The organism is Candidatus Neoehrlichia procyonis str. RAC413 (assembly GCF_000964795.1).
Classification (GTDB): domain Bacteria; phylum Pseudomonadota; class Alphaproteobacteria; order Rickettsiales; family Anaplasmataceae; genus Neoehrlichia; species Neoehrlichia procyonis.
The window spans coordinates 489,716-503,467 of sequence record NZ_LANX01000001.1; the positions used below are offsets into that span (position 1 = coordinate 489,716).

Consider the following 13,752-nt stretch of genomic DNA (forward strand, 5'->3'; position numbering starts at 1 on the left):
CCTATTCTTTGATAATTTAGCAAAATTTATGATTTATAAATATCTTACGCAACCATCTTCTACTCCATGTTTCTGCATGATCAATATTTTTTACATTACAAATTACATCATGATCCTTTGCAACATCTATATTATTTTCATTATTCTTGTAATTTATAGTAAATAAATTTACCGCATCTTCATGACAAGTATCTTTATCAAATACCTTCTCTAAGCTTATACTAAAATCAGAAATATTAAATACCTGATTAACGTGTAATTTTATGATAACATTAAATTCTTCTTCAATATCAAATATATGTTTACGCTTATTATTAAAAATATAAGACATCATCTGCTCATTAGTAAAAACATTAATAATTTTCTCTCTATTCTTATTAGCAGAATACCTAACTTCCCTTAATATATCAGCTGATATTGACTCTAAAGATCTTACACGACCCACTCCTTTGCAATGCCCACACTGAACAGTATTTGCTTCAAATATACTTTGTTTAATCCTCTGCCTTGATATCTCCATCAGACCAAATGCACTAATACAACCAAATTGTACTTTCGCTTTATCATGTTTAAATGCTTCTTTCAATTCAGACTCTACTACTCTACAATAGCGGTACTTTAACATATCAATAAAATCTATTACTATTAACCCAGATAATCCTCGTAAATTTACTTGCTTGGCAATTTCTTTAACTGCTTCCATATTTGTTTTATATGCAGTTTCTTCAATACTATCTTCTCCTGTCATGCGTCCGGAATTAACATCAATCGATACTAAAGCTTCTGTAGAAGTTATAACTAAATACCCACCAGATGGAAGGTATACTTTATTACTATATAAATCAAGAACTTGTAAATCAACTTTATAATATGTAAAAATTGGCATACTTCCTTTATACAGCTTTAAGCGTAGCTTGTTTCTGAACATAAATTTTACACATTCTTTCGCTACTTCATAAGCTGCAATACCAGAAACAATCACATCTCGAACATTTTCATCACAAAAATCCCTCAATGTCCTCTTAATGATATCCCCTTCAACATAAAGCAATGTTGGAGGGTTCATATTTGAATAATTACTGCATATACTTTTCCATGTAGATTGTAAATACAACAAATCCTGCTCTATTTCTTTTTGACTTTTGTGATTACCAGCAGTTCTAATAATAACTCCAGATTCTTTAGGTAATTTTATATTATTAAGCAAATTTTTTAGATTTTTTCTATCCTGAACATCCTCTATACGACGAGATATTCCACTACTTCTTTTGCCAGAATTAGGCATAAATATACAATATCTTCCAATTAACGTAATAAAAGTAGAAAAAGTTGCACATTTATTACCACGCTCTTCCTTAATAATTTGCACCATAATTTTTTGATCAACTTTAATTACATCTTGAACCTTATACATCTTATGAAAAAGAGCTCTTGACTTATTATTTCGTGAATTATTATCTTTTTTCTGACAATTAGCTTTATCATCTGCATTATTGTCATCTATTCTAATACTTTCATCCTTATCATTATCACTGCATATACTATCAAGCTTATCATCATTTCTTATTGAACCTTTTATAAAATCTTGATCTTCATCATACATTAACTGCAATAAGCTTTCTTTTTCATCTTGAGAAATCTGATAATGCTCGACCGATATCTCGGAAAAAGGCAAAAAACCATGCTTACTAATACCATACTCAATAAACACTGCCTGTAAAGATGGTTCTATACGTCTCACTACAGCATAGTATATACTACCCTTAATCCGTCTCTTATTTTTTAACTCTTGATCAAATTCCACAATTTGATTATTACACAACACTGCAACTCTTACTTCATCTGGGCATACTGCATCGATTAGTATTCTTTTACTATAACTTGACACAAAAACTATACCATTTTTATTAATAATCCCAAAATAATATAAAGCAACTATACTGATTACTAGCCATATAATTATATTTTATCGTATCAATTGTCAACAATACTGTTACAAGAGATCTGTAAAGACAATTCACTTTCCTGAATACATAAGAACTCTTCTTTTATTCTAACAACAATTGAAAGTCCAACTGCTAATGTAGCAACCCCAACGACTATTGCAGTTAACATTAACACACTTGGCAATGGATTACTATATAAAGTAGCATGTAAATTTAAAATAGGAATAGAAGCATCCTTTACATAGCCTATCGATATATAAAATAATAATACAGAAGACTGTAAAACATTTAATCCTAGTAATTTTCTTACATAATTTTCATCAATAATAGTAATATATAACCCAATAACCATTAAAACCATTGATACCATATAATTAACATAACCAAAAATCATAACACCTAACCTTAATCACATAATAAAAAAGCCCTATATAACATAACGACCATAATAAAATGCTCTAAATAAATACAATAGAAAATATTACCAATATTTTCACTTTTCTAATAGCATAAATAAAAGAATGCTATACTGTTCACAGCACAAACTTATATATGGTTTTACTTACTCTTTACTATCAAGCAAAACTACTACCCATAAATTTTTACTAACTAATGCTAATTACTAAAATCCTTTATCTTACAAAGTAGCTAAACTGTAAATAATTAAGTAACTTATGCGCTATTATATTGCATAAAAAATAAATTTCATAAATGTTATCAGTAAATATCTAACATGGTTTTAATGCAGCAGAATTCTACAAAATATATCTTATCTTTTTCTTGATGCAAAACTTAAATAAATACTAATCATAGCACTAAATACTGTCATGCCCACTCCAAATTCTATAATAAAAATACCTAATTGTTGTGCTGCTACAGAATTACTAAGTAATACAGAATAAGACAAAAATTCACCACCTAAAAACATGGTCACAATTCCAGTAATAACATATATTAACACTCCTATAGCACCAATCACATGAATACTAAACATTGAAATTACTTTAAATACAGCAGTAGTTCCAAATACCATAACATAAAAAATCACAGCTGATGCAATAATAACACCTGCTTGAAATCCTCCTCCTGGACTATAATCACCATGTACTTGAATATATAATCCATATAAAAGCATAATAGGCATTATAAAAGGAAGAATAGTACGCAAAACAACATTTTTAATCATTAATTTTTTCTCTTTTTAGTAACAAAAATACGCATAATGCTGCTGTAAACACAACCACTGTTTCACATAATGTATCATATCCACGAAAACTTGCTAAAATTGCTGTAACTACATTAGGAATACCTATATTATTATCTGCACTTTCCACATAGTATGGAATAATATGTTGACTTACAGCAGAATGCAAACTTCCAAATCTTGGAAAATCTGTAACAGCATACATTAAACTTAATAACATTAACACTGCACATATAACTGAAATTAATATTTTTGCTACATTACTAGGATTTTTTTTAATACTTTGTACTTTTATCAATGATAATGCAGAAAGCATCAACACTGTACTTAATCCTGCACCAACAGAAGCTTCTGTAATTGCAACATCTGGCGCATCAAGAATTAAATACAAAAGAGCCATAATAAAGCTAAACATGCACATTACAACCGTACTGTCAATTAAACTTCTCAAAAACACTAAAGCAAAAGATGTAACAAATAATAAAACTAATAATACTAAATCAAAAAGAAAAATATGATCTTTAAGCATATCTTATAACTCTTTGTCACTTTTGTATGCACAATGAGTTAGCATATGACAAGCAGTAGCATTAGTAATCCATAAAATACAAATTAGCAATATCACTTTTATTGTAAAAAGTGAAAAAGTATATTGCATATCTAATCCACTTAATACTAAAGCTGATCCTAATGTATCTGCTATACCTGCAGCATGAACTTTAGTATAAAAATTAGGAAATCTTACCACCCCAATTGCAGCAGTAACCATTAAAAATAACCCTAACCCTATCACTAATAAGCTAAAATACGTCATCATAAATTTATATCCTAGAATTATCATAAAGAAAAAATTTCATAAATCCTGCAGTAGAAACAAAGTTAATACATGCATAAATTAAAGCAATATCTACAAATAGCAATGTCTCTCTAATAACACCTAACACTACAATAAGTACTATAACATATGTACTAAATAAGTTTGCAGCAAGAATCCTATTATATATATCACGTTCTTTCATTATGACAATTAACATTATTGACATACATACCAACAAGCCATACGCAGTAAATATGACCATTAATGACCTCTATTTTATATTTAAAATAACTAAAAATAATAAATATACAACAATAATGTATATTAGTTTAATTTGTATTATTACAAATTTCTTTATTAAGTAAGGAATTTCTTCAAAAACCTCAATATAAACTCAAATCATATTATAATTAAATCTTTACTAAAAAGTACTTATTGTCTTATATTTCTATATGTAATACTAGTAAACCTTTTACTATAATCAAATTCATCATTAATACATTCAAAATTACCCATATCAATCATATTCTGCATTACGCTCAGCTAATGTATGCAGAACTTTATTTGCTATATTATCAGGAGTAATACCAAAATAATCATATAAATCTTTATAATGACCTGATGCACCAAAACTTTCCATACCTACAAATATTCCATTGGAACCTATGTATTTATGCCAACCACAAGCACTTGCAGCTTCTACTGCAACTTTAACACTATCATTATCTAACAATTCTGATATATAATTCTTATCTTGTTGATCAAATATTTCCCAACATGGAAAAGAAATTACTCTAACTCCTAACCCTTTATTACATAAAATTGTTTTTGCCTTTAATGCAATTTCAACTTCTGAACCAGTAGCAAAAATTGTAACATCTAATTTATTTTCATAATCGCATATAATATATGCCCCCTTACTACAAAGGTTGGTATTAGATTCTACTTTACGTAAATAACTTACATTTTGTCTTGAAAGCGCAAATAATGATGGAGATTTTGTTAATTTCAATGCTATTTCCCAACATTCTAAAACCTCAGCTGCATCTGCCGGCCTAAAAACATATAAATTTGGTATTGCCCTTAAAGATGTTAAATGCTCTACTGGCTGATGTGTTGGCCCATCTTCACCTACCCCTATAGAGTCATGAGTCATAATATATATCACTTGCTGCTTCATTAAAGCCGATAATCTAATAGAAGGTTTACAATAATCAGAAAAAATCAGAAAAGTACCTCCATAAGGAATAATACCACCATGCAAAGCCATACCATTCATACATCCTGCCATAGCGTGCTCTCTAATACCATAATGTATATACGAAGCATCAAAGAAATTTTTAGTAATAACTTTCATATTACTAGTTTTTGTATAATTAGAATTAGTCAAATCTGAAGATCCTCCTACAAATTTGGTTGACATTTTTGTTAAAATTTCCAACACCCTACCAGAAGACTTTCTTGTAGCTTCATTTACGCACAATTTATGTAAATGAGCCTTAAATTTATTTAATTCTAAAAATACACTTTCAGGTACCCCATCTGCAATTATTTCTGAAAAATCACAAGAATGTTTACTATATTTTTGAAATTTGTCTACCCACTCATCATATTCCCTTTCTGTTCTTTTCACAGCCTGCTGCCACAAAAGCATTATTTCGTGTGGTATATTAAAAGCATCATGACTCCAATTCAATTGTTTTCTCATTATTTGTATGTCATTCTCGTCAAATGGCCAACTATGAGCAAAACACGTATTTTCTTTAGATAACATCGATTTTCCAATGATCGTCCTACAACAAATCATAGAAGGCTTATCAGCTAATTTAGCGTTCATAATTGCTTGGATAATACTATCAAAATTATGACCATCTATTTCTTGTACATCCCATCCATACGACAAAAACCTAGCTTTAACATCATCTGACATAGACAAGCTAGTGCTTCCATCTATCGATATACCATTATCATCAAAAAGAACTATCAACTTATTTAGTTGTAAATGACCTGCTAATGATGCAGATTCATGGCTTACCCCTTCCATTAAGCACCCATCTCCAACCATAACATAAGTATAATGATCAACTAAATCAGAACCAAATCTTTGAGACAATATGCGTTCCGCAATTGCAAAACCTACAGCAGAAGCAAATCCTTGCCCTAGAGGTCCAGTTGTAACTTCAATTCCAGGTGTACATCCATACTCCGGATGTCCAGGAGTTAAAGAGTTAATTTGCCTAAATTGTTTTATATCATTAATACTCAAATATCCCATAAAATATAATATGGAATACAATAACATTGATCCATGACCATTTGATAAAATAAACCTATCTCTATTAAACCAATTATAATTTTTTACACTAAATTTTAAAAACTTATGAAATAAGATTGTTGCAACATCTGCCATACCTAAAGGCATACCCGGATGACCAGATGCAGCTTTTTGTATAGCACTTACCGATAAGAACCTTATAGAATTAGCCATAATAGCATAATTATCATTCATTACTTTGCTCAATATTATTCGTTAATACAACACCTTTTATATATTAAGATACTTATTGATTAAATAATTTTTATAAAAATCCACATTCAGCGATTGCTTAGTGACCTTTTGTAATAAAGCCATGCTATTGTATTTAGCACCATAAGAATGTAAATTTTTACTAAGCCATATAAATAAGTTTTTAAAATTACCTTTAGAAACCTCTTCTAAAATTTCTGTATCACATTTTTTAATAGTATCAAAAATTTGTGCAGCAACAATAGCAGAAATTGCCATACAAGGAATATATCCAAATAACCCATTTATCCAATAACCATCCTGCATTAATTGATCAAAATCATCATTTGAAGTAAGGTTAAAATAATACTTTATACCCTGAAACCAAGCATCAGGTAAATCTTTTACTTGCAAATCATCATTAATCATTTCCTTCTCCAAAGTATATCGCAACATCACATGGGCAAGAAAAGTTACTTCATCAGATTCATCAAATAATGTACTAGGCTGGATTCTGGTAAAATACGAATAAATATTTTCACAGCTACTAACCTTTCCACGCAATGATAAAAACTTTTTTACACTAGGAGCTATATAATTAATAAAGCCCTTATCATGCATCAAATGGCATGACATTAACATTCCTTGAGCTTCATACATAATACTTCCTGAGTACCTACCTACTAACTGATTAGCCCATTGCTTTGGTAAATTTAATTCATATAAAAAATATCCGATATTTTTTAGCAAGTTTTCAATTCCACATTTATAATTCAACTCGTCATATCTAACAATAAATTCATATTTTTCTTTCACAACATAGTTATTACATGATGCTTTAGTGAATATAACATCATTTTGAATGCCAAATAAAGATAAACAATAATTCCCAAAAGCTTTTTGCTTATCCTCATCAACACTTTTGGCATAGTATACCCTAGAATGATTTTGCTTCTCAATAGCTTCATGCACAAACTGACGTAAAAATGCACCAATATCAGTAAACACTTCATCTATCTTTTTCTCACTTAAATCAGCGTCGTACATACTTAATACAGCATCATATTTATTATTCATTTTTAAACTTGTTGATCTTATACTAGACATATCAGATACTAACTTTACAACTTCTGACAAATTGCCCATAACATCTTTCAAAGAACTATTTTTATTACGAAATAACTCCCATTGCTGTCCACAATTTACCTTTGCCTTAAATAAATCCTTTATTAGATTCACAGGTACATTTTTATTATGTTGATACGCTCTATGCATATGATTTAAATTTGCAAGTTCCCAATCATTAAGTTTTTTTTTGTTATTAAGAGAAAAGTTAATCATTTCATCTATCATATCATCAGTAATAATCTCATATCTAATTTCTTGAAGAGTATTAATGCGCTCTATCTTGCTATCAAGATCCATAGTACTGCATTCCAATAACCTTATAGTATCATCAATATTATTAATTCTACTAAACACCTGTTCTAAAAATTTATAATGCTTCATAAACAACACAATCCACAAAAAATACTTTTAATTTCTTTTCGTAGAAATAATACACTTAAATACCCATTTATCAAAATAATTAAAGAACACACAATACAATAATCATGCAAAAAACGAATAATAAACTTTATTAATTAAAATTCATAATCCAATACATTCTAAAATCACTCTCTCATCAACTGTCATACTAATTTATGACTAATTAAAGGCCTTTAGCATTTAGCTCTTATATGTTCTTATATGTATCTAGTCTATAAAGTATAATCTTAACAAAAATTAGCTGATTTTAAAAGTTATAGGCAAACATTCCTAAACATCATTTAATATGAATACCAAAGATATTATACAATATAACAAACTTAACAAACACCTATATAAAACCCTAGTTTTTGTACTTTATAATTACAATCTTTTAAATATATAATTACACTATGTATACTTGCAAAAAAAAATCTAACTTACACACTATCAAAATAACATTATTTAATTTTTTACCTGATCACACAACTCAAACAATAAACAACATTAACATTATTAATGCTATGGTAGCAATTTATATAAAATTCTAATCTGTCTTCTAATATAGTTGCTAATATAATAGAAGACTAGATTCTGCTCAACTAATATAGTTGTACAAAATACACTCATAGCAGACATAATTATTAATATGCAACAAATCTCTAACAAAATTAATTTATCAATAAAGCAATAAAAACATAAATATTACTGTATTAGTTTGCTACAAACCACTTATCACAAAGTTCATATACAATTTAGGCACACATAAAAATAGTAAATTTATAAATACAAACCTATAATGTAAAGCATATAGGCCTTTATTTACTTACACTTAAATTGAACTATTGATGCAAAAGTCCTTCTTAATACAGATAACACCTATTGATTTATTATCACATTATAATAATAGCAGTAAAAGTCCTTACAATTTACAATAAAGACATACCATACTACTAATGTGTTACATCATAAACATAAAATCATCTAATTTTTAACCTAAACAACTTTAAAAATAACTTTTGCTGATAAAATAATTATTAATAATAATCTTATCTTATTAGAACCAAAGCTTTTAAGTTTTCATAAGTTAATTTTGACCTTATATACACACAATTAAGTATCACTTATTACGTTTCAGAAAATAAAATTTCTAATTTTAATATAATAGCTTGTTATATTTTTATAAATAAATTACATTACGGAAAGCCACGCTTTTGTTTTATTACGTCTTTAATTTTTATAAATGTTACATCCACTTTTGAAAATAATATTATTTAATACAAAACTCATATACCTTATAAATAACAACATATAGACAATATACCAATTTTGTTAATTTAACATAAAAATCAGTGCTATAAGTATTATTTTTCTCTTGACTTAATGCTATTTTAAGTAATTATTTAATATATTTAAAATTAGCTTTTTTATGTTCCAGATTATTTGTAGGAGTTGTTATATGCAGAAGTGTAAGTTTATTGTTTGTTTTTTTATGTTATCTTTTTTTATGACCGGATGTGGAGCTTTACATAAAGATAAGATTCAAGTTAATGCTGATAAGGTTTTTTTCAACACTAAAAATGTTGAAAAGGTATACTTTGATTATAATAAATCAGACTTAAGAGAGACTGATAAAAGTGTATTATCAAAAATAGCATATAAATTAAAAAGCAACCCTAATACTAATATAGTGGTTGTTGGACATACTGATATAAGAGGTACTGAAGAATACAATATGGCCTTAGGTGAAAGAAGGGCAAGTACAGTTAAAAAATTCCTTGTAAATTGTGATAGTTCTTTAGCTTCTAGGATTACTGTACAATCCAAAGGCAAAAGCGAACCTGACGTTTTAGTATACTCCGAAAATCATAAGGAAGCTGAAAATGCTCACTCACAAAATCGTAGAGCTGTTATTATTTTTGAAGAAGATACTTCTTTAGCTAGCTAAGCCAAAGTAGTAAAAAATAGTATTAGGCTAGATGGAAAAAATCTAGCCTTTTTTATTTTTAGGTAGTAATTATATTTTTTAAATTACGAATCTTAACTAAAACAATATTTATGTTTCTGATTCTGTACATTATTTTATAATCGTATTGAATTTAGGAGTTTTTATTTTAGTAAACATAATTATGATTTAGCAGTCTTGTTAACTATCAGCTCTTTATTTGCCTATTTTTAATAACCTCAGCTTTTCATTCTAATATTCAATATATAGGTGCTATGTATAGTTGTGCTAATTAGGTTTCACTATTTTTAGTACATTGCTTACTATAATATACGTATACTAAATATACCTGTATAAAAATTAGCATTATCTACAATCTTATTTAAAATTATCATAAGATAAACTAAAAATAATTATAATTACCACACTGTTACATTAATGTATAATACAATTTAAAAATACCAGCATCAATACTTATGTTACATCCATTATAATAATCCTTGAACACTCGTGAATTATAACTTCTCTATCTCCTACTTATCATTTAATGCTTCAAACCGGCAAAAACACTATACAAATTAATAGTTAAAAAATTACATAAATTTACAATATATCAAAAAACACATCATATACGATTATAGTAACATGTGAATTAATATAAAAAAAAAGATCACTTATTATAATTTACTTCTTTAAGATAATCTCTCTAATGTACTCTTTATATCTAATTTCATCCGAATATTAATAAATAAACATATACTTCTTTACCAGAATAACCTTTTACATTTTAGAAATAACAAAGAGAAAGTTCATTTATAATAAAGTTTTGTTATATACCTATATTCTCCAAAGACAAGCATAAACTATCCTTATAAAATACTACAATATTTATAATCTATCACTTTTACCATCTTCTGTTTTATTTAACAAACAATTACAATCTTTATTCATTGTCATCACCATTACCTAACAAAATTGTTAGAATAAAATATAATTTATTATAGTAAGCTAATACATTTTAAATCATTGACATCATTTCCTTATTTTGTTAGCTTAGCTTGGGTTTTTTATTACTTAATAATACATAATGAGAAATATTGTAGTTGTGGGATTACAATGGGGAGATGAAGGCAAAGGTAAAATAGTAGATTGGTTATCAAAAAATGCAGATGCTGTTGTTAGATTTCAAGGAGGAAATAATGCAGGTCATACCATTATAATTGATAATCAAACATACAAGTTAAGTTCCTTGCCTTCATCAGTTCTACATAATAATAAGTTATCAATTATAGGGAATGGTGCAGCTATAGATCCATACGCTTTCATTAAAGAAATTGATACATTAAAAAATATTAATACTAAAATTAGCAGCAAAAATTTAATTGTATCAGAACTTTGTCCGATAGTTACTAGTGTTCATAGAGAAACAGATGCAATATTTGAAGAAATGAGAGGAAATAATACAATAGGTACCACACATAAAGGGATAGGGCCATGTTATGAAGATAAGATTGGCCGCAGGGTAATTAGACTATGTGATCTTCTAGATCAAGAATCATTACATGATAAAGTATCACATATGCTTTCTTATCATAATTTATTCAGAAAGGCAGCAAATAAGTCTATAATAACTGCAAATCAAATTATAAAGGAGCTTTTAGATATTACTCCTCAAATAGTGCCATTTATGCGTCCCGTATGGAAAATAATAAATCATTTAATACAAAATAATAAAAAAATTATCTTTGAAGGAGCACAAGGCGCCTTATTAGATATTGATCATGGGACTTATCCATATGTCACATCAAGCAACACTCTAGCATCGCAAGTGTATTCAGGATGCGGTATAGGTGTATCACATAAGTTACATGTTTTAGGATTAGCAAAAGCATATACAACGAGAGTAGGAAATGGTCCTTTTTTCACTGAACAAAATAACTCCATAGGAAACATTATGTTTCAAAAAGGTAATGAAATAGGTACTGTTAGCAATAGACATCGCCGATGTGGATGGTTCGATGCAGTATTAACTCGCCAAGCTATAGCATTATCTGGGGCATCAAGTGTAGCTATAACAAAACTTGACGTACTAGATCATATAGATACAATAAAAATATGTACTCAATACAAATACAATAATACTTTTTATGATTACTTACCGGCATCTCCATATATACAAAAAAGATTAGAACCTGTGTACACAGCATTGCCAGGATGGAATAGTACAACATTCAGTGCAACTTCATATAATGATTTACCCATAAATGCTAAGCTTTATATACAAAAATTAGAAGAATTGCTTCAGGTACCGATACATATAATATCAACAGGACCAGACAGAAAACATATTATTACACTAGATAATCTTTACTTAAATTAGTTCACATTAATTTTGCCATTATAAATACCTTAAATTATAGCTTGAATAACAAAACTAAAGTATAAAGCACGTGAACAAATTCGTATCTTTTGACGCTACATTAGGTATAATATACTAAAATATTAATTAACAACTTATGCAAAAGTCCCTCTAATATATGATGGAACACCCCTTGACTTGTGAGAACATATAATGTATAGCCCTTAATAAAAGGATGCCATGCTGCTGTTGTTACATCATAAATATCTAATAATCTAATTCTTAATCGAAGCAACTTTAAAAATAACCTTTACTGATAAAATCATTATTAGCAATAATCTTATCTTAGAACCATTTTATATTTACACTTTACCCTATAAAAGTAATTCTATATATGTATGAAGCATATAACTATAAAATAAGTAAAATTTCTCATAATGCTTTCAGGATTGAATTGTGTCACGCTTTCATGTATTTGAATACTATAGTTATTTTAAAACACACTTATATTCGCAATAATGTACTAAACACTAGATTATAAATATAATTAAAACTTAAAAATTAAATTTACATAATTTACAATTTTAGCACTGTAACCACACGTTTGACCCAATAATATATAAATACTATTTCGTTAAAATAATGCTGATCATAACATAAATACTATTACTGAGAATACCTTCTTATCGCCATTTTACCTAATCGCTTCATCTAAAGTCAGTCTTTAATTTCTTAGCAAGCATTTTTTCCCATAATAATAGCAGTCTCTTATGGAAAATCTTTTTGTCTTTATAATAAAGCTCCCATTTGTACATAATAACCTTTAAGAGCACATCCTGCCTTTCTATTAACTTATCAATAAACTTGGCTTACGGGCTCATAATTACGACCATAAATGGTATATTGCTCACATAATCACTAAACTCACATCATTGACTTCTTTTAGTATTTATATAAATTAGTTATTATAAGCATTTCATCGCTGATACAGTTTTATGATATCAAGAACCTGCTGTAAAATTAATGCAGCAGAAATCTTATCATCTATTTTTTGGGATTCTTTTCTACGCATTTTAGCTTCTTTAGTAATTCTAGAAGCCATAGAAGTAGTATATCTTTCATCATGCAAATATACAACTATTTTATGTTTTTTTATAATCTTATTAACAAAATTAAGAACTTTATCACACATTTCACTATCTTGTCCATCAAGTTGAATTGGAAATCCTACAACTAATGATCCAGCATTACTATTACTAAAAATATTATATAATACCCCTATATCTTTTCTAGTATTACACCTTTTATATACAATATATGGTATAGCTATTAGATTCGTGATATCGCTTAATGCAATGCCAAGCTTTCTTTCACCAAAATCAATACCCATTATCTTTTTACTAATGTCAATATTCAAAAAAAAATCTTCAATATTTCTATATAACATT

11 protein-coding genes are annotated in these 13,752 nt (G+C 27.9%); 2 read left to right on the forward strand and 9 right to left on the reverse strand.

What is annotated here, in order from left to right; all coding sequences use genetic code 11:
- Positions 1-16 precede the first annotated feature (16 nt).
- The 8 genes from NLO413_RS01695 to NLO413_RS01730 form a co-directional block, all read right to left on the reverse strand.
- On the reverse strand, positions 17-1,888 hold the full coding sequence (locus NLO413_RS01695) for an Rne/Rng family ribonuclease (protein ID WP_045808820.1): 1,872 nt from the start codon (positions 1,886-1,888) through the stop codon (positions 17-19).
- Between the two features lie 86 nt (positions 1,889-1,974).
- Positions 1,975-2,340 (reverse strand): cation:proton antiporter subunit C, encoded by a 366-nt coding sequence (locus tag NLO413_RS01700; protein ID WP_045808821.1) that lies wholly within the window; start codon positions 2,338-2,340, stop codon positions 1,975-1,977.
- A gap of 375 nt (positions 2,341-2,715) precedes the next feature.
- Positions 2,716-3,132, reverse strand: coding sequence for a Na(+)/H(+) antiporter subunit B (locus NLO413_RS01705; RefSeq protein ID WP_045808822.1), 417 nt, complete (start codon positions 3,130-3,132; stop codon positions 2,716-2,718).
- Complete coding sequence (locus NLO413_RS01710) at positions 3,125-3,679, reverse strand: DUF4040 domain-containing protein (protein ID WP_045808823.1); 555 nt, start codon at positions 3,677-3,679, stop codon at positions 3,125-3,127. The genes NLO413_RS01705 and NLO413_RS01710 overlap by 8 nt, the downstream gene beginning before the upstream one ends.
- Before the next feature lie 3 nt (positions 3,680-3,682).
- A complete protein-coding gene (locus NLO413_RS04860) occupies positions 3,683-3,967 on the reverse strand; it encodes a monovalent cation/H(+) antiporter subunit G (RefSeq protein WP_045809349.1) in 285 nt (94 codons plus the stop codon).
- 4 nt (positions 3,968-3,971) lie between these two features.
- A complete protein-coding gene (locus NLO413_RS01720; protein ID WP_045808824.1) occupies positions 3,972-4,229 on the reverse strand; it encodes a monovalent cation/H+ antiporter complex subunit F in 258 nt (85 codons plus the stop codon).
- Positions 4,230-4,484: 255 nt separating this feature from the next.
- Positions 4,485-6,476 (reverse strand): transketolase, encoded by a 1,992-nt coding sequence (gene tkt, locus NLO413_RS01725; RefSeq protein WP_045808825.1) that lies wholly within the window; start codon positions 6,474-6,476, stop codon positions 4,485-4,487.
- Positions 6,477-6,512: 36 nt separating this feature from the next.
- Positions 6,513-7,982, reverse strand: a complete 1,470-nt coding sequence (locus NLO413_RS01730; protein ID WP_045808826.1) for a gluzincin family metallopeptidase — start codon at positions 7,980-7,982, stop codon at positions 6,513-6,515.
- A 1,510-nt stretch (positions 7,983-9,492) separates the two neighbouring features.
- On the opposite strand from NLO413_RS01730, the gene NLO413_RS01735 reads away from it, so the two are divergent.
- Positions 9,493-9,948: an OmpA family protein gene (locus tag NLO413_RS01735; RefSeq protein ID WP_045809350.1), complete on the forward strand. Its 456-nt coding sequence runs from the start codon at positions 9,493-9,495 to the stop codon at positions 9,946-9,948.
- A 1,084-nt stretch (positions 9,949-11,032) separates the two neighbouring features.
- Positions 11,033-12,325, forward strand: coding sequence for an adenylosuccinate synthase (locus NLO413_RS01740; protein WP_045808827.1), 1,293 nt, complete (start codon positions 11,033-11,035; stop codon positions 12,323-12,325).
- Positions 12,326-13,280: 955 nt separating this feature from the next.
- On the opposite strand, the gene ruvX is transcribed toward NLO413_RS01740, so the two are convergent.
- Positions 13,281-13,751 (reverse strand): Holliday junction resolvase RuvX, encoded by a 471-nt coding sequence (ruvX, locus tag NLO413_RS01745; protein WP_045808828.1) that lies wholly within the window; start codon positions 13,749-13,751, stop codon positions 13,281-13,283.
- Position 13,752 lies beyond the last annotated feature (1 nt).